Origin of the sequence: Streptomyces noursei (assembly GCF_016917755.1) — a bacterium.
GTDB classification, from domain to species: Bacteria; Actinomycetota; Actinomycetes; order Streptomycetales; family Streptomycetaceae; genus Streptomyces; species Streptomyces yunnanensis.
On the sequence record NZ_CP070326.1, the window covers coordinates 311,402 to 333,850 of the forward strand.

The window sequence follows — 22,449 nt, forward strand, 5'->3', positions numbered from 1 at the left end:
CGACGTCAGCGATGTAGGCAAGCACACTCTTCCTTCAGTAGGAGACTCCTGATGCCTAAAATCATGGTGAACGGTGACCCGGTTGCGGTCGACGGCACACTACCGAAGCCAGGCAGCACCGCTCCGGATTTCACGTTGGTCGGTGCGGGCCTGGTGAACCTCACGCTGCGGGACTTCGCCGGCAAGCGCAAGATCCTCAGCACGTTCCCGAGTGTCGACACCCCCACCTGTGCCTCCTCCGTTCGCAAGTTCAACGCGGAAGCCGTGAACCTCGCCAACACTGTGGTGCTGTGCATCTCCGCCGACCTGCCCTTCGCCCAAGCGCGTTTCTGCGGCGCCGAGGCCCTGGACAACGTCCGCGCCCTTTCCGCCTTCCGCAATCGGGAGTTCTTCACCAACTACGGGGTGGCGATCGAGGAAGGGAGGCTGGTCGGCCTGGCCGCCCGAGCCGTCGTCGTGCTGGACACCGAGAACAGAGTCCTTCACTCGGAGCTTGTCTCGGAGCTCTCCCATGAGCCGAACTATGCAGCCGCCCTCGCCTCCTTGAAGTAGGGGAGCTTTCACCCTGGATCCTGGGCGCTGTCTGGCTTCCAGGACAGGGGCAGCGCCACTTCGGCGGTGAGCGGCGTGCTCGGTGGTGGATACCACGCAGCGCAACCCGAAACCCGGCCGGCACGTGATCCGATTGCGCGGCCGCCGAATGGCATACCGACTTCACTACAGCGTCTCGGGTGCCACCCGGTTGATGCACCGGCTCGGGACTTCCCCGCAGGTGCCCGCCCGGCGGGTCGCCGAGCGCGATGAGGAGGCCGTGGGCGTGTGGCGGGAGGTGACCTGGGCGGACGTAAAGGACCCGGGCGGCCTGCCGGGGCTACGTCTGCTTCGAGGACGAAGCCGGCTTCACCCGACGGCCGCCCCGGGGACGGACGTGGGGTCGGCGCGGAGTGACTCCGGTCGTCACCGCCAGCGGCCGGCGGTCGGGACGGCTGTCGGTGGCTGGGCTGATCGCGATGCGGCCGGGTTCCTGAACCCGGCTGTCACCGACTTCGAACCCACCCCGCCGGCAAGAGTGCACGTCGCAGCATGGGCGAGCGGGACTTCATCGCGCTGATCGACGGAGTCCACCAGCTGGTCAAGGCCCCGATCGTGCTCGTGTGGGACCGGCTGAACACCCACGTCTCCCGCAGGATGCGCGACCTCGTGGCCGAGCGTGACTGGCTGACGGTATTCCTGCTGCCCGCCTACTCACCCGACCTGAACCCCGTCGAGTGGGTAGGGGCCCACGTCAAGCGCAGCCTGGCCAACCTCGCCGTCATGGCCCTGGACCGACTCCAAGCCCTCGTCCGCCACCGGCTCAAACGCCTCCAGTACCGGCCCGACACCCTCGACGGTTTCATGGCAGGCACCGGCCTCGCCCTCGGCATCCCAACGTCACCCTGACCAGCCGAAGTCGGTGAGCGCGACGCGGGGGCAACTCCGCCGTAGCTGTTGGGCGAGGGCACGCTTCCAGCATCTTCCTCGTCGTGTTGCCTTCCTCTGGGGTACCCCGGAGGTGGTACTAGCGTCTCGCGACGATCGGCCGGGCCGCGTAGGTGACGACGCCCTGGCTCATCAGTGCCCACTGAGCGACCAGTCGGCTGATCGGCGACGGAAGAGAGAAGGCGACACCGATGACCGATTCGACCAGACTTGCTACCGCGGTCAAAGCGCTACGGGAGCGATTCAACGGCGAGCTGATTCTGCCGGGAGACCCGTCGTACGACGATCGGCGGACGCTGTACAACGCGGCTCACGATAAACGACCGGCCGTTATCGCGCTGTGCTCGGGCACCGCCGATGTCGTCGATGCCGTCAAGTTCGCTTGTGCCCACGATCTTGAGATCGCCATCCGGTCCGGCGGGCGGCACACTGCCCGGCTTTGCCTCGGTGGACGGCGGTCTCGTCGTGGACCTGTCGGTGATGCGCTCGGTGCGTGTTGATGTCGACGAACAGACCGCCTGGGTCCAGGGCGGTGCGAATGGCGCTGACTTGCACGCTGAAACCCTGACTTACGGTCTGGCCGGGATCGCAGGCTGGACCAACGCCGTTGGCCTTGGAGGATTCCTCCTACACGGCGGCTACGGCTGCCTGAGCGCGAAGCTGGGGCTCGGCGTCGACACCATCCTCGAACTCGAGGTCGTTTCGGCGAACGGCGAAGTGCTCCGCGTCACTCCTTCGGAGAACCCGGATCTGTTCTGGGCTGCACGTGGCGCCGGTTCCAACTTTGGTGTGGTGACCTGGATGAAGGTTCAGCTTGTCCCGGTCCCGGAGCAGGTTCTGGCAGGTGTCTTGGTGTACGACGCCGTGGAAGCCACCGAGCTCCTCGAGCACCTCAACGAGCTCAATGGTCGAGTGCCCGACGACATGATGTTCATGGCACACATGGCTGTCCTCCCGGGTGTCCCGGCATACCCGGAAGAGCCGCACGGCAAGCTCGTTGTCGACGTGATGATCGTGCACGTCGGCTCGCTGGCCCAGGCCGGCGCCGACGTGCGAGGGCTTCGCCGTGATCGCCGGGCTCACACTTCCGTACAGCAACGGCCCCACCGAAGGCGTCAACACCAAGACCAAACGGATCGCACGCCCGATACACGGACGAGCAGGCTTCAGCTTGCTCCGGCACCGCATCCTCCTTGGGTAGCAGCACGCTCCGTTACCACCGGATGTGCGCCAGGGCCGTTGATACAGACCCTCGCCCGGCTCCTCCGGTTCGCCTGCCTCCGGATCCGCCACCCGGGGCGTTCCCTTGGCCGGTGGCACCGCTTCCAACGGGCCGGAACGCCGTCAATACCATGCGCACTGTGAATCTTGATGAGCTGATGGCAGCACAGACAGGTCTTCGCGATGTCCCGGCGATGGCGGCAGGCGTCTCCACGGCGGGCGCACGCACCACGGCCACCCACGGACCGGTCGCGGTGACGGCGGATTCGTGTTTCCGGATCGCGTCGTTGACGAAGGTCTTCACCTCCGCGACGCTGGTCCGCGCACTGCGGGACCAGGGCATCGCATTGGACACCCCGGTCATCGAACTGCTCCCTGACCTGGCACCGGACTGGCGGGCCGACCCGAGCCTCACCGTCGAGCAGATCCTGGGTCAGGTGTCGGGGCTGCGCGAATCGGTGGACGGAGCGACCGCGGCGGCGCTGGGCGACGGGGACGGCGGGCTGCTGGAAGCCGCACGGCTCGTGGTCCGCGCCGGGAACGAGCGGGAGCCGGGCGCACGGTGGTCCTACTACAACGGCAACTACTTCCTGGCCGGTTCAATCCTTGCGGCCCTGAGCGGCACGACGTACGAGGGCGCGTTGCAGGCTCGGCTCCTCACCCCCTGGGGCCTGGCACGAACCGGCTTCGAGACCTCGCCGGCGTCCGTCACCGGGTGGGACGGCACCACCGAACTCCCGCTCCTGCGCTACCCGCGCACCCGTCGGCCCAGCGGGGGCCTGTGGTCGTCGGTGTCGGAGCTGCTGGCCGTCGGCGAGGGTCTGCTCGCCGACCGGGACCTCCTGGAGGAGATCCGTCGGCCGCGCACCCGATCCGACGACCCCATGACCTACGGACTCGGGTGGGCACTGGGGCCGTCGGGCCAGATGTATCTCAACGGACGGCTTCCCGGCTACCGGGCCGCCATGGTCCTCATACCGGACCGGGACCACGTGAGCGTGGTCCTCGCCAACCAGCAGAGCGCCCTGCCTGCCGTGGCGCAACTGCTCAGCGCCGTGCAGCAGCCTCTGACCGGGGACGACCTCGCCGAGGCGATCGACGACTTCGCCGCCTGAGCCCTCGGCGATGAGGCCCGGGCATCGTCCGGGCAGTGCGACAGTCCCGTGACGGAACCCGGGACTCCTTCGTCGCCGGCGCGGCCGACCGGTTCCTCCGGTCCGGCCGCCCGGTGTCCTCGGGTACCGGTTGTCGTTCGCGCCCGGAAGCGTGCCCGGTCAGGGCGGTCGAGGCGGGCGGGCCCCGACCTGGCACACTCGTCAGATGAGCGAGAGCACACCACCGGAGGGTTGGGACGGTCCCTGGTACCGCGTCCGCACGGAGCAGTTCGAGGCCGCGTTCCTGCCGGATGCCGGTGAGAACCTGGAGACCGTGGACAACGTCGACGTCGAGGTGCGGCTGCGGGACGGCTCGCGGTGGAGTGCGACCCTGTTCACCGTCGCCCAGGTCGAGGTTCTGATGAAGCGCTGGGCCGCCAGCGGCGAGGCGCTGGGAGGCCGCTACTTCTGGTGCCCGGACGGGCTGATCGTCCGCGACGCCGGCATCGGCAACATGACCCGGGTCCTCACCGGCCTGATCGAGAACGGCGAGTTCAGGCAGGTCCTCCGCCACCTCGACGACTGACCGCCGCCGGCCGGAGCACCGCGCCCCGGGCGGAAACGACCAGTTACTCGGCGGCCTCGGGCGACGTGTGGGCTGCTGATGGTTTCGGGGTGGCCAGGAAGACCGTGGCCAGGGTGAGGGCGGCGGCCAACCACGTGGTGGTGTGGAACGCCTCGGCGAATGCCCGAGCCGTTTCCGGGGAGTCGCCTGCTTCCAGTGGGGACGTCGACGCGCCCGAGGGGAGCGAGGAGCGGTAGGCCACCGCGGTGACCGTGCCGAAGATGGCGATGCCCAGGCCGGCACCGGCCTCATAGGAGACGGACTCGATGCCCGCCGCGGCACCCGCCTGGGAGGAGGGCGCGGTGGCCATGATCAGGTTCGAGGCGACCATCTGGACCAGTCCATGACCGAACCCGATCAGGCCCAGGCCGAGCGGGACCACCGTGCCGGAGGCGACCAGGACATACCCGGCCGCCGCGAGCAGCAGGCCGGCGGGCACGTCCACCCGCGGTCGTCCCAGACGAGAGAGGACCATTCCGCCCACCGGTCCCGCCACCGTCGCGGCCACCGGCATCGGGATCAGATACAGTGCGGCGCCCTCCGCCGACAGTCCCTTGACGAACTGCAGGTACTGCACCAGTTGAAGTTCGAAGCCGACCATCACCAGCACCGGCAGCACCGAGGCCACCACACCGGCACGCAGTCCGGGCAGCCGGAACAGGGACAGGTCCAGCATCGGGTGCGGCAGGCGCTGCTGCCGTCGCACGAACAGGACCAGTGCGGTCAGGCCCAAGGCACCCGGCAGGGCCAACTCAAGTGCGCCGACGCCGTCGTGGGTGAAGGCGATGATGGTGTAGGCGCAGCCCAGGAACCCCACGATCGAGAGGAGGGGCGAGGTGGCCTCCCAGGGTTGCCGTTCGGACTCGACCTGGTTGCGCAGCAGCAGCGCCACTGCGGGCATGGCCAGCGCCGCGATCGGCAGGTTGACCAGGAAGATCGAGCCCCACCAGAAGTGCTGGAGCAGGAAGCCGCCCACCACCGGTCCCAGCGCCGAGGCCCCGGCGGCAACCGCGCTCCACGCCCCGATGGCCACCGCGTGGTCACGTCCGTCACCGAAGGTCTGCCGGATGAGCGCCAGCGTGGCCGGGATGATCATCGAAGCGCCGACCGCCAGCACTGCCCGGGCACCGATCAGGGCCAGCGGCCCCGGTGCCATCGCGCACAGTGCCGAGGCCGCACTGAAGACCACCAACCCGGCCAACAGCAGCCGCTGGTGTCCGATCCGGTCGCCCAACGGACCGCTGACCAGCACCAGTCCGACCATCAGGAGCGAGTACACGTCCACTGTCCACAGCACTTCGGGCGGGGACGCGTGCAGTTCGTGGGCGAGAGTCGGGACGGTGATGGTGAGGATGGTGACGTCCATGGCCGCGGGCAGGAAGCACAACAGCACCACGGCCAGCACCAGCCAGCGCCGGGCCCCGACCACAGGCGTCGTGCTGGTCACCGGTCGAGGCCCAGGGCCGTCCTCGCTCCGACGATCAGATCGTGCAACTCGGCCAGGCTTGAGGCGTAGAACATGCAGCTCAGTCTGCCAGTTGGCAGATCCGTCAGCTCGGTGGGAACCACTCCCCGGTCGGCGTGTCGGGGCGAGGCCACCAGCCGCCCGAGCAGGCGCAGCACTTCCGGCAGATCCAGCCCGGCCGGAAGTCCGTAGAAGTCGTAGTTGCCGACCGCGTGGGTGTCGAGGTAGTCCGGGCCGATGAGGTGCGCGCCGAATTCGTGCACATGGCTGGACCCGGTGCGACGGGCGTTGAGGTCGTGCATGTAGACGACGCCGTCGCGGGCGATCGCGTCGATGCCGAAGCGCCCGCGGTAGCCTCGCCGTTGCATCTCCTCGGCCAGCCGGAGTCCGCCCTCGGTCAGCGGGCGGTACCACCATCGGTCACGCAGTTCCCGCGCGGTGACGTTGCCGCGCAGGTGTGTGGCGCCCTCGAACAGCATGTCGGTGGTGTAGCACAGGTGGGGCGGGGCGTCGGCGGGCACCATGTACTCCACGGACGGGAAGTCGATGTCGCCGTCGAGGAACTCCTCGACCACCACCGGATCTTCGTCGTAGAACGTGCTCGCCGCCAGGCGCTCGGTGATGTCGTCGTCGCCCGGCCGGAAGATCAGCAGGCCGAGGCTCGCCTCCCCGCGGTCCGCCTTCACGATGCACGGCGTGCCCGTCGTGAGCATGCCCCGCACCGCCTCGGGCACCTCGTGCTTCCCGGAGCAGTGCGTACCGGGCGGGATGCGGCAGGGCCCGTCGGCCATGCCGAGGTCGGTGGCCAGGTCGCGCAGGCCAGTCTTGGTGTCCAACAGATCGCGCAGGCCCTGCTGTGGCGAGCTCTCCGGCAACTCGACCCCCACGCCGTGCCGGGTGCGCAGGACCCCGACGAACCGCCACAGGTCGGTGGTGGTGGTGTGCGGGATCAGCCGGAGCCTGCGGCCCGGCCCCGCGTGCGCGACGACGGCGGCCATCAGTCCGGGGTCGGCGAGCGTGTCGGCGAACAGCGAGCCGGTGCGGCCCGCCGGACTGAGGTTCACCACGCCGTCGAGCCCCAGGAACTCCCGCTGCCAGTCCAGGTCTCCGATCGGTTCGTAGGTGATCAGCATCTTGTCCAACGGCCCCCAGAACAGGGCCTGGTCCTGTTGGGCGTAGCACTCCGAAAGCAACGCGTCGACGTCGTCGGCCCGGACGGCGAAGTCGTGCAGCGTGTCGACGGCGTTGCACACGCAGAGGGTGGGTGTGGTCATGTCTTCTCCTCGCGCAGCAGTCCCTTGCCCTCGGACATCAGGGCGACCGCGGCCGAGACCACGTGCCGGAAGAGTTCCTCGCCCAGGGCGGCGGTGGCGTCCGAAGTGCTCGACAGGACGCCTTGGTTGGTCGTGCGGTCCACATCGACGGGGTGGAGGTAGATGCCCGGGCGGGGCGGGTCGGCGTGGTCGGGCCGTGCGGGCCGGACCAGGTCCGGACGGAGGTGGAGCATCAGGCTGGTCTCGGTGATGCCCGCGTGCTCGGCGTGCCACCCGGGGAAGAGCGGCACCCGCCCCGCCAGCCAGTCCGCGTCGACCAGGCTCCACCAGCTCAGCGCGATGAACTCCTTGCCCGCGGCGACCGGCCGTCGGCCCACCTCGTCGAGGACCTCGAACAGGAACGGTTCGTTCTCGAAGTGGCCGTTGACGATCAGCAACCGGCGCCACGGCAGGGCGCACAAGGACTCCAGTGCGTCCTCCAGGAAGGCCAGTAGGGACCGACCGCGCACATGGACGGTGCCGGGAAAGGCCAGTCCTCCCCCGCTCTGCGGCAACGACCGCGCCGCGATGGACTGCGCCGGCAAGGTCAGGGCGTTCAGTTCGCCGGCGATCTGCCGGGCGAAGGCGTCGGCCAGGAGCGTGTCCACGGACAGCGGCAGGTGCGGGCCGTGCTGTTCGACGGACCCCACCGGCCACACCACGGTCCGGCCGGCGGTGGCCGCCAGGATCTCGGCGCTGCTCAGGTCCCATAGTTGCGCCCCGGTCGATCGGGAGGTCATGACCGCACCTGCCCGGATCGGTCCGCTCCGACGACGGGTGCGCAGCTGTGGTCGGTGTTTCCCGATCCGGTGGCCTCGGCCACGATCCGGGTGAGCGTGAGGTTCATGTCGGTGTGCAGCGCGGTGTAGACCTGGACCGCCACCGCGCCGACCCCGAGATAGTCGTGGACGTCCCGACCCGACTGCACGCCGCCGGAACCCATCAAAGGCAGGGAGAACCCGGCGCTGCGCAGCTTCCACAGTGAGGCCAGTACGAGCGGCTTGATGCCCGGTCCCGAGTAGCCGAACACACCCCCGAGGCGGAGGTCGCCGGTCTCCGGGTGCACGGCGGCGGCGGGCAGGGTGTCGCTGATGGTCACCACGTCCGCGCCGGCTCGGGCGGCGGCCAGCGCCCGGGCATGGAGGCCCTCACCGCTGGCCAGCTTCACCGAGAACGGCACTCGGGTCGCGGCGCGGGCCGCCGCGGTGTACGCGTGCACCCGCTCGGGAGCGTCGTCGAGACCGTCCTTCTCATTGAGGCAGGAGATGCCGAGCTCCAGTGCCCGGCAGCCGGCTGCCTCCACCCGGGCCGCCAACTCGGCCAGTTCCGCAGGGCTGTCGGCGTGCAGCGACGCGATGACCGGCAGCCGGTCCCGTGCCAGGTCGTGCAGGATGCCCACCCAGTGGTCGACGGACCGTTTGGAGTAGGTGGTGCTGTTGATCATTCCGGTGGGCAGGCGGATGATGCGCTCGTCCAGGCCCGTTGGCGGGTTGGGGTGGATGGTCTTGGTGACCACCGCGCCCGCGCCGGAGTGCAGCAGTCTGCGGATGTTGCGTTCCTGGTCGGTGAGCAGGCCCGAGCCGACCACAACCGGATTGGCCAGGTCCATCCCCAGCAGATGTGTCGCGGTCGCCATGTCAGACCGCCGTCCTCGTCCGACCCAGCGCCGCGAGCACGCCGTCGACCAGCAGTGTCGAGTCCGCGGCGATCTCTTCGGCGGAGAAGAACGTGGCGACGGCGACCTGGGCGAGCCCCTTGAGCAGGTGACTGGCCGACTCGGCGAAGGGTTGATCGGTGATCCCCACGATGGGGCGGCCCAGTGCGCTGGCCCACCCCAGCTCGATGTGCGTGCCGTCCGTGCGCAGCAGGGTGCCGTCGAGCACCGGCAGTACCGGCACGAAGACATCGCACTCGCACATCCACGCATAGTCGCGCACGGATACCTCTTCGGGGGTGAACGAGGCGGTGTCGGCGCCGAACCGCTCCGCCACGTGCGCGGACAGCACGGTGGCGCCGGCCTGCCGCGACTGGTCGATGGTCCGACTCAGGCATTCCCGAATCGGCGTCGCCATTCCGCCGGGCACCAAGGCATGCTGGATCGGACCGCCGACAAACAGGGTGACGCCGCACAGGGCGCCCGGGGAGACACTCATGACTTTCCATGGCTCCTTCGAAAGAGTCCACCGACGGCCGGGCGATCGGGCGGAATTCGGCCACCGGAAAGAGAGGGGAATGGGCAGCACAATCACATGATGCGCTTGCCGTGAATCACAGGGGATTCCGGGCGTGAAACCCGGTGGTGTCACCGGGCGCCCGGGTACCCGTTGCCCACCCGTCCCGCACTGCGCGTCCATCAGGTAGGCAAATAGGTAACTTGAGGCTAGTCAGGGGCGATTCATCACCACAAGCGTCATCTGAGCCAGGTGGAAATACGTGACAAATGGTGCAAAAAGTGCACACCAATCGGCCTGAGCCTCCGCTCAACCACCACCGACAAGGGCTCTCCCTGCTGGATCCACGGGCGCCAGGGGCAGGTCGAGGGATTCTGTTCCACAGACATATCCACCGCTGAGCGCGAGCGGCCGAAACGTCGCCGAACTCATGTGCAAAGCCCTTACGGACGCCGACACTTGAAAGCAAATGGCGAGTAAAACCGGAGACCACATTGACAGGCGAAGGGAGCCTCATCTAGCTTCGATAAGCGTGAATGGCCGGTACCGCCTTGTCTCCGTTCGGGGCCGGCTCACCTCCGGCCCGAATGCCGCCGCGATCTCATCTTTCTTTCCCACGTTCCGGACGCCGGCCGTGGCCTTTTGGATGAACCCACCCAGAGGGGAAAATCCTGATGAACCCGTTGCAGACCATCAAACGCATTCTGCACTCCGATGTGCTGGTAGAGGTGCCGATCGACCAGATGCGGCTCAACGACAGCCTTCGCGAAAGCTATGGCATGGACTCACTCGGATTCGTGGAACTGCGCGTGCAGTGTGAGGAGGCGTTCGACATCAACATCCCCGACGAGGCCGTTGCCACCGGCCAGTTGTCCACCCTCGGCGATGTACTCGCGCTGGTCGAGCGGCTGTCGGGGGCCGTCCACCCCCCGGCCACCACGTGAGCACGGCCCCGGTCGCCCGGACCGACCACGCCGGGGACCCCACCGGTGTGCTGTCGCGCGGCAGGGACCTGCATCTGAACCACTACGGGGCAGCACGGCTGCCGTTCGCCTGCGTGGGCGGACGCGGCCTGGAGCTCGACATGGTCGACCTGAGCCCGGCGGGGCGAGGCAGACGGCTACGGCTGCTTGACGCCAGCGGCGGCTACGCCAGCGCGACCCTGGGCGGCGACCACCCCGTGATCCGCGCGGCGCTGACCCGCAGCACCGCGGTCGGCAACGTCACCGACGAACTGGGGTCGTGGGAACGCGCGGAACTCCTCGACCGGCTCTTCGGCCCCGGCGGGCTGTGGACCGACCACTTCCCCACGGGGCGGTACCACGTCAGCGGACGCAACTCCGGCTCGGAGGGGAACGAGTTGGCATTACGGCTCGTGCTGGAGTCCCGGTTCGACGGCCGGCGACTGCGCCACCGACCGGGCAAGGTGCGGCGCGACACCATCCTGGCCTTCCAGGGTGCCTGGCACGGCTGGACCGGTGGGCTGGTGCAACTGCTCAACCGCAGGTACTACCGCGCCGGACTGCCCGCGCCGGACACCGCCGGCCCGTACGGCGTCCGGGTCGCGCACATCCCGTTCGGCGACCCCGAAGCCCTGGCGGAGTACTTCGCCGCGTCTGCCGACCGGCTGCTCGCCGTAGTGGTCGAGCCGATCCAGGGCGACGCGGGCATTCTGCTGCCTCCGCCCGGCTACCTGCGCGAACTCGCGCGGCGGTGCGCGGAAGAGGACGTGCTGCTCGTGGCCGACGAGGTACTGACGTTCGCCAAGACCGGTGACTGGTTCGCCATGCGCGACGCGGACGGGCCGGTGCCCACCGACATCACCGTCATCGGCAAGTTCCTCGGCATGGGCGCGGTGTCCACGTCGATGGTGATCGCCCGCAAGGGTCTGGCCGTCCGCTCCTCCGGCGCCGTGACCACCTCCGATCTCCGGCCACTGAACTGTGCGGTGATCCGTGACGGTATCGAACACATCGGGACCGAAGGGCTGCTGCGACGGTCGGCCAAGGTCGGCGTGCACCTGGCCGAACATCTCGATGCCACCCTGGTGGGCCGCCACCCTGACGTGTTCACCGAGGTCCGCGGCACCGGGGCGATGCTCGGAGTGGAGCTGACCGCCACGGCGGCGGACCGGATCGGCGAGCTGCGCAGGGCGCTCATCGAAGCGGGTGTGTACGCGGAGTTCATGGCGGGCGCGGGGAAACGCTCGGGCGGCCGGCGCTACGTCCATCCCACGCTGCGGATCGTGCTGCCGCTGATCGCCACCACGACACAGGCCGACGAGATCGCGGACCGGGTGGCGGCAGGCGCCCGGGCGCTGCGGTGAGCGCGGAGTTCCGCACCCGGATCGAGCACGTCGACACCGACGCGACCGGGATCGTGCACTTCTCCCGCTACACCTCACTGATGGAAACCGCAGGCACCGAACACCTCGAAGCGCACCACGCGGGTCTGACCGCCTTCAGCGCGGCGGGCGTCGACCTGGTGGCCGCCGACCTGCGGGTGACCTACCTCAACAGCGCCGTGTACCGCGATGTGATCGTCGCGGACACCCGAGTCGACCACGTCGGCGCGGCCTGGTTCGCGCTGGCGGTGAGGCTGCTGCGAGAGGAGGAAGACGGCGTCCGCACCCCGTTGGTGACCGGCGACCTCGTCTTCGCCGCCGTCGACCCCGACACCCGGCGCGCGGTACCCCTGCCGGCGCCGCTGCGACAGACTCTGAGAGGAATGGTCCCGGATGCCGCACACCGACCAATCGGCACCCCCTCCCGCGGCGGTCCGCGCGGCTCGGCCGCTGGGTACCTCGGCGATCGCCGCCCTGGTGCACGGACGCCATCCGCGACTGTTCATCGACCGGGTTCTGGACCATGAGCCCGGCGTGTTCCTGCGCAGCATGTTCGCCGTCTCGGCCGAGATGAGCGCACTGTCCGGGCACCTGCCCGAGCGCGGCCTGACCCCGGGGGTGGTCCTGCCCGGCAGCCACACCATGCAGGCTTTCGCCCAATCCGGTGTGCTGCTCTACCAGTTGAGCAGCGCCCCGCTCGCCGACGACGAGGTGACCCTGGTCGGCACGGTCAAGTCCCGTTTCCTCGTCCCGGTCGTGCCCGGCGACCAGGTCGTGCTCGACGTACGCGCGGACCGGCTGTCCGGCCACACCTTCGCCTTCTCCGCCGCGGTGACCGTCGAGGGTCGATCCGTCGCAGGATTCCGCGGCGCGATGAGCCGGGTGACGGTCGATCCCGCGAGGGCCCGGCCGTGGTGACCCCGGTGATCACCGGGCTGGCCTGGGACACTCCCCTGGGCCGGGCCCTGGAGGCGGTGTGGGAGCGGCTGTGCGCAGGGGACTCCGGTCTGGCGCCCGTGGACTCGCCGCACCCGCTGCGCAACACCGCCGCGGCCGTCATCGAGTCGCTGCCCTATGGGACGCCTGCGGGCAGGCGGCAACGGCTGCTCGCCGGGCGGGCGCTGCGCGCCGCGTTCGCGGACGCCGGTCTGTCCACGACCGACGCCGAGGTCGGCCTGGTACTGGGCACCAGCTTCGGTGCCTCGTTGGACGAGGCGGAACCGACACTGCACGCCTGGGCCGACGACGCGGCGGCGGGCATCGGGCACCCGGGCACGCCGGTGTGTGTCATGACCGCGTGTTCCGCGGGATCGGACGCGATCGCCATCGCGCAGACCCTGGTGCGCTCGGGCGAGCGGCGGGTGTGCGTGGCGGGCGGGGTGGACGTGGTCACCGAGGCCAAGCGGCTCGGGCATTCCGCGCTGGGCACGATGAGCCCCACCGACATGCGGGCGTTCGACCGGGCACGCGACGGCATGCTGCTCGGCGAGGGCGCGGCGTTCGTGGTGGTCGAGCACCCCGACTCCGCCCGGGAGCGCGGCGCCCGGGTGTACGCCCGGCTGCACGGGGCCGGCGCGGCCAACGACGCCGCCGGGCTCACCGCACCGGACCCGTCCGGACGCTCCGTGGTACGCGCGGTGGAACGCTGCCTGGCATCCGCGGGCCTGGCACCCTCGGACGTCGCAGTGGTCAACGCACACGGGACCGGCACCCCGCTCAACGACGAGGTCGAGGCACGCAGCCTGCTGCAACTGTTCGGCGAGGACGGCCCGTTGACGTTCGCCACAAAAGGGGCTTTCGGGCACAGTCTGGGCGCCACCGGGGCCATCGAGGCCGTGGCGACGGTACTGGCGCTGCGGCACCGACGGGTTCCGCCGGTGGTCGGGCTCCGCGATCCGGTGGCACCGGTGCGGCTGGCCACGGAGTCGGCGCAACCTGTGGGCGCCGGCGCCGGATTGAGCCTGACGTTGGGGTTCGGCGGGTTCAACACGTGTCTGCTGTTCGAAGGGGTGGGGGTGTGACACACGTGCCGCCGGGCACACGGGTCCTGGGTTCGGCGACGGTGGTCGCCGAGGACCCGGCCGCGTACACGAGGAACAAACCGTCCTTCTATGCCGACCCCGCTGCCTGGCTGGTCGCCGAGACCGTGGACCGGGCGCTGGCGGGCTGCGCCGAGTTGGTGGGCGACGCCACCGACGACACCGCGATCCTGGTCATGAGCGCGACCGGAAGCGAACGGACGATACGCCGCATCGCCGACTCGGTGCCGCGCTCCCGGGTCTCGCCGCTGCGCTTCGCCGGAGCGAATCCGGGGGTACTGGCCGGGCTGCCCGCCCTGCGCCACAGGCTGCGCGGTCCGTCGTTGTTGTTGGCGGCGCACCCCGACACAGCCACCCCCGTGGCGTTCACCGTGATCGACAGATGGCTCGCCGACGGCCACGCCCGGCACGTGATCCTGGTCGGCCTGCAATCCACCGCGGGAGAGCGGCAGTTGTGCGACTGTCTGGTCCTGACCAGTGCCGGGGAGGGCCGGTGAACGGCTTCACCCGGTCCGCGGTGGCCGACTTCCTGAGCCGGGTCCACGCCACCGTGGCCGGCGCGGACGCCGGCGCGCCGGCCGGGGTGGACGACGTGTTGGCGGATCTGGCCGGGCTGGGCCTCGCACCGGGCGACGCGGTCGTGCTCTGCCTGGCCAACGGAGTCGAACTGCTGCGTGTGCAGCTCGCGTCGTTGTTGCTGGGCCTGGTGCCGCTGGCCGTGCCTCCGAGCACGCCATGGCAGCGGGTCCGGGCACTGGCAGGGCACGTCGGGGCCAGCGTGGTGGTGACCACCCGACTGACCGGCGCGGAACCGCAGGCGCCGGTGGGCGACGCGTTCGCCGTACCGACCGGGCACTGCGCCACTCCGTACCGGCCGGGCGAGATCCTGCTGTCCACCTCTGGTACCTCGGGAATGTTCAGTGCGTGTGTGCACCACGTGCCTTCGCTGCTGCACAACGCCCGTCTGCACGCCGAGGCCACAGGCATCACCGCGGCCGACACACTGCTGGTGAACCTGCCGCTGTACTACTCCTACGCCCTGGTGGCGCAGGCGTTCGCCGCGTACGTGACCACGGCGCGACTGGTGCTCGACGGGCCGCCGTTCTCGCCGGGCGCCTACCGCGACGCGATCACCGCGCACGGGGTCACCCACTCATCGGTGACACCGACGATCGCCCGCCAACTGTTGGCCGACCCCGGGCCCGTGCCCCCCGGTCTGCGGGCGCTGACGGTCGGCGGGGACCGGCTCGCGCCCGCGGAGGTGGCGGACCTGCTGGCCGCACTGCCGTCTTCTGAGCTGTATCTGACCTACGGGCTCACCGAGGCCGGGCCGCGCGTGTCGACCCTGGCCGCGCACGCCGAGCCCGCGCACCGGTACGGCTCGGTCGGCCGGCCGCTGCCCGGGGTGCGCGCGTCGCTGCGCGAGGTGCAGGGCGACGTGGGCGAACTGGTGGTGGAATCCGACACCGTACTGCTGCGACGGGTCGGGGACCACAGCGGCAGAGTTCTGCTGGGACCGCGGACCATCGCCACCGGGGACGCCTTCTCGATCGACGAGGGTTATCTGACCTTCCACGGGCGCCTGTCGGACTTCGTGGTGCTGCGTGGCGAGAAGGTCTCGCTGAACACCGTCCGGCAGGCCGCCCACGCCATCCCGGGGGTGGTGCACTGCCTGCCCAAGGTGGTGAACGAGGGCGGCACACAGGTGCTCGACGTCCATCTGTCGGTCACCGACTGCTTGCCGGGCGGGGAGAAGGCCGTACGCCGCCTCCTCAACTCCCAGTTGCTGCCCGCCGAACGCCCTCGTGCCGTCTTCATCTCCGCCGCCGACCCGGAGACCTTCCGCAAATGACGCTACGCCTCGGCTGGACCGTTCCCACTGGCCTCTCACCCGTCGAGCTCCGCGAGTTCGCCATGACCGCGGAACACCTCGGATACGACCACCTCTCCGTCCCGGAACACCTGGTGTCCAGCACTCCCGCCTACGAGAGCCTGACGCTGGTGGCGTTCCTGGCGGCGGTCACCACCCGGATCGAACTGGCCACCGCGATGACGATCCTGCCGCACCGCCCGGTGGTGCTCGCCGCCAAGCAGGCCGCGCAGCTGGCCCACCTCAGTGGCGACCGACTGCGGCTGGGCGTCGCCACGGGGGCCGATCCCGCCGAGTCCGCCGCCCTCGGCGCCGTTCCGGGAACCCGCGCGGCGCTGTTCGAGGAACAGGTCCGTGCGCTGCGCCTGCTGTGGACCCGGCCGGCAGCGGATTTCGCCGGCGAGCACGTCGCGTTCACCGGCGTCACCGTCACCCCCCGGCCGCGCCGGATACCGCTCTGGATGGGCGGCGGCACCCTGCGCACCGGAGGCAGACCGGGCGCGCTGCGCCGGATCGCCACCCTCGCCGACGGCTTCACCATGTCCGGGCTGCTCGCCAACCGCGTCAACCGCGGTGCCGCGCTCATCGCCGAGCTGCGCACCGCGGTGACCGAAGCCGGCCGTGACTGGGCCGCCTTCGGCACGGAGGCCCGTCTCAGGCCCGCCCCCGGCCGGCCGGATACCTGGCGGTCGCTCGCCCAGGCATGGCGGTCCGCCGGCGCCACCCACCTCACCGTCACCACCGACGACCTCTCCCTGCTGGCACCACTGCACGCGGCGTTGACCGGGTAGCACGGCCCGGGTACGACCGCCCGGCGCCGGTCCTCGGCCGGGCGGCGCAGGCAGCGGCGCATCGACGAAATCGAGGTGCGCGCCATCTCTGTCGCTGTCAGGCTGCGCTGATGAACCGTGAACAGATCTCCAGGATCGCGCACACCGAGCACCCGATTAAGTCTCCGCTCGACGACGACTCGGTACACCGGCTGCTGCAACGCGGGCTCCCGAGGGGCGACGAGCGGGTGCTCGACCTCGGGTGCGGCGGAGGGGAATGGCTCCTGCGTGCCCTGGCCACACGACCGCACCTCCATGCCGAGGGCGTGGACGTGTCCGCGGACGCCCTGGCCCAGGCAGCCGCCGCGGCGCTCGACCGCGGCGTCCAGGACCGCCTGGTCCTGCACCACCAGAAGGCCGAGGACTTCGTTTCCGCCGAGCCGTTCGACGTGGTCCTCAGCTTCGGGGCCACGCATGCCTTCGGGGGCCTGCTCCCCACCCTCGCGGCGGCCCGCAAGCACCTGGCTCCCGGCGGCCGTGTCCTCGTCGGAGAGGGATTCTGGGACCGCCCGCCGTCGCCGGAGGCCGTCGAAATGCTGGGGAACTTCACCGACCTGGCGACCACTGTGGACCGTGTCGTCGCCGACGGCTGGACGCCGGTCGACGGTCACGTCAGCACCCGTCGTGAGTTGGACGACTACGAGTGGGCCTGCTGGGGTTCGCTGGCCGCCTGGGCCCTGGACCACCCTGCCGATCTGGACAGCGCGCACGCGCTCGAAACAGCCACGACCCGGCGCTCCGAATGGCTGCGCGGCTACCGGGACACCTGGGGCTTCGTCTCCCTGGTCCTGCGCCCGACACCCGGCCGGGCCTGAGCCGGACCACTGCTTGTCCAGAACCCGCCCCACGTGCTCGCGGGCCGCAACTTGTCCAAGGTTTAAGCGGTCCGTGTTGCTGAAACGGTGTCCACCCTGGACAGGAACGTGCCTTCGCACGCGTCGGCCGGAGTGGCGCCGCCCCGAACGGCACGGCTGATCAGCCACATTGCCGGTTCCTGGCCGGTTCGCTCGCCTTGTAGGCGATTTGCGGCCCGGCCTAGCCTCGGCCGCGTTCCGACCCATCACGCCTACGGCGCGCGGCGGTCCCGTGTGCCCGAGGAGGCTGTCGCATGCCCGAGTTCTCCGAGCCGATCGACGTCGACCCCACTGTCGCCGAGGCCAACCGGAGGATCGTCGAGACGATCCCACCGAACTCCGAGGACTTCGAGGATGCCCGACGGGGTCTGCTCGCACTGCCCTCGGTCCCGGCGATCCCGGCCCGCCGCCAGGGGGACCGGGTGGTGTGGAACTTCGCCGGCTACGACTTCCTGAGCGCGTCCGAGGTCTCCGACGCCCCGCCGACCGTCAACGCGAGCCTGTGGCGGCAGGGACTGCTCACCGCCCAGGCCGGACTCTTCCAGGTCACGTCGTACGAGCACGGCGCGATCTACCAGGTCCGCGGGTACGACCTGTCCAACATGACCATCATCGAGGGCGATTCGGGCATCGTCGTCATCGACCCGCTCGCCAGCTACGAGACCGCTCAGTGGGCGCTCAAGCTCTACCGGGACACGACCGGGAGCCGGCGGCCGATCGTCGGCATCATCTACACCCACAGTCATGTCGACCACTTCGGTGGTGCCCGCGGCCTGTTCCACGAGCGCGACGACGTGGTCGACACCGACATCCCCATCATCGCGCCCGACGGCTTCCTGGAGCACGCCGTCAGCGAGAACGTCTACGCCGGTCCGGCCATGGCCCGCCGCTCGGAGTACATGTACGCGGCCAAGCTCGACAAGGGCCCGCACGGGCAGATCGGCGCCGGCCTCGGGCTGACCATCTCCACCGGCGAGGTCACCCTCATCCCGCCGAACGTCAGCATCGGCGGCAGCGACACCGCCCCCGTTCCCCGCGACCAGTGGTCCTCCAAGGACGTCATCCCGTGGCGGCCCGGCCTCTACCGACAGCTCATCGACGGCATCCGGCTGATCTTCCAGCTCACGCCCGGTACCGAGGCCCCGGCCGAGATGAACATCTACCTCCCGCAGGGCCGTGCCCTGTGTGCCGCGGAGAACGCCACCCACACCCTGCACAACCTCCTCACCCTGCGCGGTGCCCAGGTCCGCGACGCCCATGCCTGGTCGAAGTACCTCACCGAGACGATCCAGACCTTCGGCGAGCACACCGACGTCGAGTTCGCCTCCCACCACTGGCCCCGCTGGCGCAAGGAGGACAACCCCACAAACATCGTCGATTACCTGAGCATCCAGCGGGACGTCTACGCCTACCTCAACGACCAGTCGCTGCGGCTCATCAACGCGGGCAGGACGGGCATCGAGATCGCCGAAGACCTCGAACTGCCCGAGGCCCTCACCGCCCACTGGTACACACGCGGCTACTACGGCTCCCTCAGCCATGACCTCAAGGCCGTCTACCAGCGGTACATGGGCTGGTTCGACGGCAACCCCGCCCACCTGTGGAACCTCCCCCCGAGCAAGGCAGGCGTGCACTACGTGGAGGCCATGGGCGGCGTCGACGCCGTCGTCGCCACAGCGCAGCAGGCGTACGACCGCCACGAGTACCGCTGGACCGTCGAGCTGCTCAACCACGTGATCTTCGGCCACCCCGCGGACAGCGCATCGGCCAAGGAACTCCAACAGAAGGCCCTGACCCAGCTCGGCTACGGCTCCGAGAACGGCACCTGGCGCAACTTCTACCTGACCGGCGCCGACGAACTGGCCCACGGCGTCGAACGGCCCGCCAACCAGGAGGCCGGCGATCTCGTCCTCAGCATGAGCCTGGAGCAGTACTTCTCGACCCTGGCCCGGACCGTCGACGGGCCCACGGCCGCCCGCGAACAACGCGACCCGATCGTGCTCCAGTGGCTGGTCAGCGGCGCCGAGGAGGAGACCTGCACCACGACGCTGCGCAACGGCGTCCTGGTCTACGTACCCGGCAAGGACCGGTTCGCCGGGACGCCGCAGACCGTGATCAAGCTGTCCCGCGAGGCCCTCAACGGCCTGATGTACGGCCCCACGGGCTTCACGAACGCCTTCGACGCCGCCGTGCGCGACGGCGTCGTCCAGATCCCCGAGGGCAAGCAGGAATACGCGGACACCGTGTTCGGCTACCTGACCGCCCCCGACCCCTCCTTCCCGATCGTCGCCCCGGCCGAGTCGGATCAGTAGCCGCACCACTCCCGGCAGAGCAGAACGCTCGGGGGATTCCCCGGGCATGACGGTGCAGAGCACGACAGGACAGGCCCCGGTGCGGTCATGACCGCCGCAGTCATGACCGCTGCACCGGGGCCTGTCCGCTTGCGTCACCGGGACGTCGGACCGACCGCTCCGTGCCGGACCGGCAGGTGACCCGAACCTCACCACGCGCTGACACAGGTCATGCCGCGTGACGCCGATGCGGATCGTGCGCGTTCGAGCCGACGAGCCCGATCAGATGAGTACTTCTACCGATGGCCTGCGGGCACCGAGATGCGCAGGATGGCTCCGTGACTGAACACGCAGACAACCGCCCTGCCCCCGTGCAGCCCGCCCGCGACCACCGGGCCGCGGAGACCGCGATGAAGGCCGTCCTCCTCGTGGCAGCCATAGTGGGAGGGCTCCTGCTGCTCTTCGCGGCGGTCATGATCGGCCCCTACGTCCTGTCGAGTTGACCGCAACGCCTCAAGCCTCCACTCCCGCCCCGCCGTTGCCGCCTTTCCCACCCTTCCCGCTCACCCTTGCCTCCCCGTTTCCGCCCTGCCCCTCTGATCGCGTCACCCCACGCCATAAAGGGACGGTAGCCGCGTAAACTGACACTCACGCTCGAACGCACCAAACACCCTGACGAGCGCCCGATCTGGATATTCTGGCCACGAAATGCCCCCCCCAGTTCGACATTGCGCATCAAGGAGAATGGGCGATCTCGAAATCGAAGAGGGCGCGCGTTCCATGGCGGTGGCGTTCGCAGCAGCAGTCACGCTCACCATGACCGTGCCGACCGGCAACGCGTTCGCCATCGACCACGTCGAATGCCGCGGCAAGGAGAACTTTCCTGAAGATCTGGTCGCACAGCGGCGGCCGCGACAGCGTGGACTGCTACGCGAACCGCGGGAGGACCGACTTCGGCGGATGGTGGGTCGACAGGATCTCCACGGGCAACAACGACCTGGATACCGCCAATTTCCGGGCGTGCGTCGGAATTTGCGCAACGTGAATGCGCTTTCCTTTTCCCGGCTCGCTGATGCTGGCCACGCTTTTCAGGCATGGCCAGCATCGATGAGGGCGACCGAAGCGCTCGCCTCCAGGTTCCGGACGGGGACGCGGTGGCCTCAGGCGCCGGATTCCCCACCCGCACGAAGCCCGGCCGTCTGCCCCGACCGCAGCAGGTCGAACCGGACGTCGCGCCACAGGGCACGGCGCGCGGACGTATCGTCGGCGGTCAAGTGGTCACCGGGGACGGCCCATGACTTGACCGGCGTCGCACCGACGGTGACCGCCGGCCAGCCCGGGTCACCGGTGGCCGCAAAGTCGGCCCAGGAGCGGAGCATGCGGCGGGACAGGGCACGGTCGTGGTCGTCGGGGACACCACCGATGAGGAAGTCTGCGCCGACGGAGTCCAGGTTGCCGAAGGCGAAGGGAATGTCCGCGGTGTGCCAGGGCCTGGCCGCTTCGCGCCTGCGGGCGAAGCGGGCCAGGTACGCCCGGCCGCCGGCCCTGGCGTGCTGCTCGGCGAGGCGGGTGGTGTACTCGCCGAACCGCGCGTCGCCGAAGATCGCGAGGTAGCGGTCGAGTACCGGGGCGTCCGGCATCGCTGCACGGTAACCGTCGACCAGGTGGGCCGAGAGGCGCAGGGACGCGGCGAAGTCCGCCAGTTCCGCCTCGGTGGTGACCTCCCGCACGGCTCCCACCGCGTGGAGGAACCAGTATTCCTCCAACGTGTGGCACACCAGCAGGTCCACCTCCCGCGCCGCCCCTGAGGCGAGCGCGCGCAGCGGGTCCACGAGCAACACCTCGCCGTCGACGACGGGTTGGAAGATCACCGGGTCAAAGGCGTGGATCGCCGTGACGGGGTCGCTCCCGCAGCTCGCAGCGGTCTTGTCGGACGCGGCCACCAGCGCTTCGGGCGGCACCGACAGCAGTCCGTCCGCCGTCGGGGCAACCCCGGCCTCCGCCGCGATCCGCCCGGTGACCGCCGTTGCGAGCTCGACTGTGAAGAAGGCGCTGGGCACGCTGTGGGCGATGGCCCGTCGGAACAGGCCCCGTGTCTGCTCCATGACCATCAGACAGGCCACCGAGCCTCCCCCGGAGGAGTGCCCGGCGACGGTGACGTTACCGGGGTCGCCGCCGAAGGCCGCGATGTTCTCCCGGACCCAGCGCAGCGCGGCGGCCTGGTCCAGCAGCCCGCGGTTGTCGGGGAGCCCGGGTACCTGACCGAAACCCTCGAAGCCCACCCGGTAGTTGCAGCTGACGACGGCCAATCCGGCGCGGGCCAGGGCCGCCCCGTCGAAGTCGGGCTGGGCGGAGGAGCCGAAGGTGTAGGCGCCGCCGTGGATCCAGAAGAACACCGGCAGCGTGCCACCGTCCGCATGCTCAGGCACCCACACATTGACGGTGAGGATGTCCTCGTCGCCTGGGCGCCACACCGGCGCGCCGGGCAGCTCCACCGACTGCGGGGCGATGGGGCCGAAGGCCGTGCAGTCCCGGACCCCGTCCCAGGCAGGCGCCGGTTGCGGCGCGCGGAACCGGCGGTCGCCGAACGGCGGGGCCGCGTACGGGACACCGAGCACGGCGGTGATGCCGTCGCTGTCCCTTCTGCCCCGCACTCGACCGCTCGTCGTCCGAAAGGTTGCTTCAACACCACATGGTCGTTCAGTCATCGCGCGTCAGTCTCGCCCATCAACAGGCCCTCGTGCGAACAGGTTTGCACTCCGCCGTCGGATGAACCGGCCCGGCCGGCAACAGTCGTGCGCCTCGCCGTGCGTCGCGCTCAGCCCCGGCCGCGATCGAAGACATCGTCCCCCG

21 protein-coding genes and 3 pseudogenes are annotated in these 22,449 nt (G+C 69.9%); 17 read left to right on the forward strand and 7 right to left on the reverse strand.

What is annotated here, in order from left to right; all coding sequences use genetic code 11:
* Positions 1–63 precede the first annotated feature (63 nt).
* Positions 64–552: a thiol peroxidase gene (gene tpx / locus JNO44_RS01085; RefSeq protein ID WP_240167354.1), complete on the forward strand. Its 489-nt coding sequence runs from the start codon at positions 64–66 to the stop codon at positions 550–552.
* Between the two features lie 124 nt (positions 553–676).
* A pseudogene (locus JNO44_RS44975) lies at positions 677–1,440 on the forward strand (transposase); the annotation flags it as partial.
* A gap of 118 nt (positions 1,441–1,558) precedes the next feature.
* On the opposite strand, the gene JNO44_RS01100 reads toward JNO44_RS44975, so the two are convergent.
* Positions 1,559–1,705 (reverse strand): hypothetical protein, encoded by a 147-nt coding sequence (locus JNO44_RS01100; protein ID WP_205360528.1) that lies wholly within the window; start codon positions 1,703–1,705, stop codon positions 1,559–1,561.
* A gap of 140 nt (positions 1,706–1,845) precedes the next feature.
* Between JNO44_RS01100 and JNO44_RS44980 the strand changes: the two are divergent.
* From JNO44_RS44980 to JNO44_RS01115, 3 genes and pseudogenes are all read left to right on the forward strand, one after another.
* Positions 1,846–2,196: pseudogene (locus JNO44_RS44980) on the forward strand (FAD-binding protein); the annotation flags it as partial.
* A gap of 662 nt (positions 2,197–2,858) precedes the next feature.
* Positions 2,859–3,815 carry a serine hydrolase domain-containing protein gene (locus tag JNO44_RS01110; RefSeq protein WP_205360530.1) on the forward strand — a complete coding sequence of 319 codons (957 nt, stop codon included), beginning with the start codon at positions 2,859–2,861 and terminating at the stop codon, positions 3,813–3,815.
* A 205-nt stretch (positions 3,816–4,020) separates the two neighbouring features.
* Positions 4,021–4,380 carry a hypothetical protein gene (locus JNO44_RS01115; RefSeq protein WP_205360531.1) on the forward strand — a complete coding sequence of 120 codons (360 nt, stop codon included), beginning with the start codon at positions 4,021–4,023 and terminating at the stop codon, positions 4,378–4,380.
* 43 nt (positions 4,381–4,423) lie between these two features.
* Here JNO44_RS01115 and JNO44_RS01120 read toward each other — a convergent pair whose 3' ends face one another.
* Genes JNO44_RS01120 through JNO44_RS01140 form a run of 5 tightly spaced genes read right to left on the reverse strand, consistent with a single transcriptional unit; the run spans position 4,424 to position 9,350 of the window.
* Entirely contained in the window at positions 4,424–5,866 is a 1,443-nt protein-coding gene (locus JNO44_RS01120; RefSeq protein ID WP_205360533.1) for an MFS transporter, read from the reverse strand.
* A complete protein-coding gene (locus tag JNO44_RS01125; RefSeq protein ID WP_205360535.1) occupies positions 5,863–7,158 on the reverse strand; it encodes an ATP-grasp domain-containing protein in 1,296 nt (431 codons plus the stop codon). Before JNO44_RS01125 ends, JNO44_RS01120 begins: the two co-directional genes overlap by 4 nt.
* Positions 7,155–7,937 (reverse strand): creatininase family protein, encoded by a 783-nt coding sequence (locus JNO44_RS01130; RefSeq protein ID WP_205360537.1) that lies wholly within the window; start codon positions 7,935–7,937, stop codon positions 7,155–7,157. Before JNO44_RS01130 ends, JNO44_RS01125 begins: the two co-directional genes overlap by 4 nt.
* The gene (locus tag JNO44_RS01135; RefSeq protein ID WP_205360539.1) at positions 7,934–8,833 is read right to left on the reverse strand and encodes a beta/alpha barrel domain-containing protein; all 900 of its coding nucleotides are present in this window, start codon (positions 8,831–8,833) and stop codon (positions 7,934–7,936) included. The genes JNO44_RS01130 and JNO44_RS01135 overlap by 4 nt, the downstream gene beginning before the upstream one ends.
* Before the next feature lies 1 nt (position 8,834).
* The gene (locus JNO44_RS01140; protein ID WP_205360541.1) at positions 8,835–9,350 is read right to left on the reverse strand and encodes a TIR domain-containing protein; all 516 of its coding nucleotides are present in this window, start codon (positions 9,348–9,350) and stop codon (positions 8,835–8,837) included.
* A 692-nt stretch (positions 9,351–10,042) separates the two neighbouring features.
* Here JNO44_RS01140 and JNO44_RS01145 point away from each other — a divergent pair.
* The 12 genes and pseudogenes from JNO44_RS01145 to JNO44_RS01200 all read left to right on the forward strand — a co-directional run.
* Positions 10,043–10,312 carry an acyl carrier protein gene (locus tag JNO44_RS01145; protein WP_073443771.1) on the forward strand — a complete coding sequence of 90 codons (270 nt, stop codon included), beginning with the start codon at positions 10,043–10,045 and terminating at the stop codon, positions 10,310–10,312.
* On the forward strand, positions 10,309–11,694 hold the full coding sequence (locus JNO44_RS01150; protein ID WP_205360542.1) for an aminotransferase class III-fold pyridoxal phosphate-dependent enzyme: 1,386 nt from the start codon (positions 10,309–10,311) through the stop codon (positions 11,692–11,694). Before JNO44_RS01145 ends, JNO44_RS01150 begins: the two co-directional genes overlap by 4 nt.
* Positions 11,691–12,239 (forward strand): acyl-CoA thioesterase, encoded by a 549-nt coding sequence (locus JNO44_RS01155; RefSeq protein ID WP_205360543.1) that lies wholly within the window; start codon positions 11,691–11,693, stop codon positions 12,237–12,239. The genes JNO44_RS01150 and JNO44_RS01155 overlap by 4 nt, the downstream gene beginning before the upstream one ends.
* A gap of 7 nt (positions 12,240–12,246) precedes the next feature.
* Complete coding sequence (locus JNO44_RS01160) at positions 12,247–12,630, forward strand: ApeI family dehydratase (RefSeq protein ID WP_240167355.1); 384 nt, start codon at positions 12,247–12,249, stop codon at positions 12,628–12,630.
* Entirely contained in the window at positions 12,624–13,733 is a 1,110-nt protein-coding gene (locus JNO44_RS01165) for a beta-ketoacyl-[acyl-carrier-protein] synthase family protein (protein WP_205360544.1), read from the forward strand. The genes JNO44_RS01160 and JNO44_RS01165 overlap by 7 nt, the downstream gene beginning before the upstream one ends.
* Positions 13,730–14,248: a polyketide synthase gene (locus JNO44_RS01170; protein ID WP_205360545.1), complete on the forward strand. Its 519-nt coding sequence runs from the start codon at positions 13,730–13,732 to the stop codon at positions 14,246–14,248. The genes JNO44_RS01165 and JNO44_RS01170 overlap by 4 nt, the downstream gene beginning before the upstream one ends.
* The gene (locus JNO44_RS01175) at positions 14,245–15,603 is read left to right on the forward strand and encodes a class I adenylate-forming enzyme family protein (protein WP_205360546.1); all 1,359 of its coding nucleotides are present in this window, start codon (positions 14,245–14,247) and stop codon (positions 15,601–15,603) included. The genes JNO44_RS01170 and JNO44_RS01175 overlap by 4 nt, the downstream gene beginning before the upstream one ends.
* The gene (locus JNO44_RS01180) at positions 15,600–16,412 is read left to right on the forward strand and encodes a TIGR03619 family F420-dependent LLM class oxidoreductase (protein ID WP_205360547.1); all 813 of its coding nucleotides are present in this window, start codon (positions 15,600–15,602) and stop codon (positions 16,410–16,412) included. The genes JNO44_RS01175 and JNO44_RS01180 overlap by 4 nt, the downstream gene beginning before the upstream one ends.
* 110 nt (positions 16,413–16,522) lie before the next feature.
* The gene (locus JNO44_RS01185; protein ID WP_205360548.1) at positions 16,523–17,266 is read left to right on the forward strand and encodes an SAM-dependent methyltransferase; all 744 of its coding nucleotides are present in this window, start codon (positions 16,523–16,525) and stop codon (positions 17,264–17,266) included.
* Positions 17,267–17,559: 293 nt separating this feature from the next.
* A complete protein-coding gene (locus JNO44_RS01190) occupies positions 17,560–19,617 on the forward strand; it encodes an alkyl/aryl-sulfatase (RefSeq protein WP_205360549.1) in 2,058 nt (685 codons plus the stop codon).
* 317 nt (positions 19,618–19,934) lie between these two features.
* Positions 19,935–20,099, forward strand: a complete 165-nt coding sequence (locus tag JNO44_RS01195) for a hypothetical protein (protein WP_205360551.1) — start codon at positions 19,935–19,937, stop codon at positions 20,097–20,099.
* Between the two features lie 277 nt (positions 20,100–20,376).
* Positions 20,377–20,596 (forward strand): annotated as a pseudogene (locus JNO44_RS01200) (beta/gamma crystallin domain-containing protein); the annotation flags it as partial.
* A gap of 160 nt (positions 20,597–20,756) precedes the next feature.
* On the opposite strand, the gene JNO44_RS01205 reads toward JNO44_RS01200, so the two are convergent.
* Positions 20,757–22,304 carry a carboxylesterase/lipase family protein gene (locus JNO44_RS01205; RefSeq protein ID WP_205360553.1) on the reverse strand — a complete coding sequence of 516 codons (1,548 nt, stop codon included), beginning with the start codon at positions 22,302–22,304 and terminating at the stop codon, positions 20,757–20,759.
* Positions 22,305–22,449 lie beyond the last annotated feature (145 nt).

Coding starts and splice junctions, on each gene's coding strand:
- JNO44_RS01145 (WP_073443771.1), top strand. CDS start 10,043: ATGAACCCGTTGCAGACCATCAAACGCATTCTGCACTCCGATGTGCTG.
- tpx (WP_240167354.1), top strand. CDS start 64: ATGGTGAACGGTGACCCGGTTGCGGTCGACGGCACACTACCGAAGCCA.
- JNO44_RS01130 (WP_205360537.1), bottom strand. CDS start 7,937: ATGACCTCCCGATCGACCGGGGCGCAACTATGGGACCTGAGCAGCGCC.
- JNO44_RS01140 (WP_205360541.1), bottom strand. CDS start 9,350: ATGAGTGTCTCCCCGGGCGCCCTGTGCGGCGTCACCCTGTTTGTCGGC.
- JNO44_RS01190 (WP_205360549.1), top strand. CDS start 17,560: ATGCCCGAGTTCTCCGAGCCGATCGACGTCGACCCCACTGTCGCCGAG.
- JNO44_RS01185 (WP_205360548.1), top strand. CDS start 16,523: ATGAACCGTGAACAGATCTCCAGGATCGCGCACACCGAGCACCCGATT.
- JNO44_RS01205 (WP_205360553.1), bottom strand. CDS start 22,304: ATGACTGAACGACCATGTGGTGTTGAAGCAACCTTTCGGACGACGAGC.
- JNO44_RS01110 (WP_205360530.1), top strand. CDS start 2,859: ATGGCAGCACAGACAGGTCTTCGCGATGTCCCGGCGATGGCGGCAGGC.
- JNO44_RS01115 (WP_205360531.1), top strand. CDS start 4,021: ATGAGCGAGAGCACACCACCGGAGGGTTGGGACGGTCCCTGGTACCGC.
- JNO44_RS01180 (WP_205360547.1), top strand. CDS start 15,600: ATGACGCTACGCCTCGGCTGGACCGTTCCCACTGGCCTCTCACCCGTC.
- JNO44_RS01125 (WP_205360535.1), bottom strand. CDS start 7,158: ATGACCACACCCACCCTCTGCGTGTGCAACGCCGTCGACACGCTGCAC.
- JNO44_RS01135 (WP_205360539.1), bottom strand. CDS start 8,833: ATGGCGACCGCGACACATCTGCTGGGGATGGACCTGGCCAATCCGGTT.